The sequence below is a fragment of the Amycolatopsis echigonensis genome, assembly GCF_014174495.1.
Lineage (GTDB): Bacteria > Actinomycetota > Actinomycetes > Mycobacteriales > Pseudonocardiaceae > Amycolatopsis > Amycolatopsis echigonensis.
The window spans coordinates 1-483 of sequence record NZ_JACJHR010000269.1; the positions used below are offsets into that span (position 1 = coordinate 1).

General features: G+C 70.8%; 1 pseudogene. It reads left to right on the forward strand.

The window, feature by feature from the left end:
* Window positions 1-483: pseudogene (locus H5411_RS46705) on the forward strand (hypothetical protein); the annotation flags it as partial.

Below are 483 nucleotides of genomic sequence, written 5' to 3' on the forward strand. Positions count from 1 at the left end.
CATGAATACGGCCTCGATCTCGGTTCGGTGACCTGGGTCGTCGACGACGAAGACCACATCGAAGGCCGCGCGCAGGCCAACGTCGAGCACGTCACCGACGGCCGGTCGCTCAGCGAACTGCTGCGCGCCGGGGACATCGACGCCGCGCTGAGCGGAAACGCCGGTACCGGCCGGGCCGGAGCGCCCCGTGCCGGATGGTCGGCACCCTCACAGTCCACAGAGGACGGCCCCTATCCGCTGTTCCCCGACCACGAGGTGCTCGCCCTCGACTGGCACCTGCGCACCGGGATCTATCCCCTGCACTCGGTGATCGCGGTCCGCAGCGAGCTGGTCGAACGCGATCCCGGCCTGCCGACCGCGCTGTACGCCGCGTTCGCCGAAAGCAAACGCCGGCAGGTCGCCGCCGACCCGGAGTGGTCCGCCCTGCCCCGGCTGGGCAAACAGGCCCGGCAACTCGGTGCCGACCCGATCCCGTACGGCTTG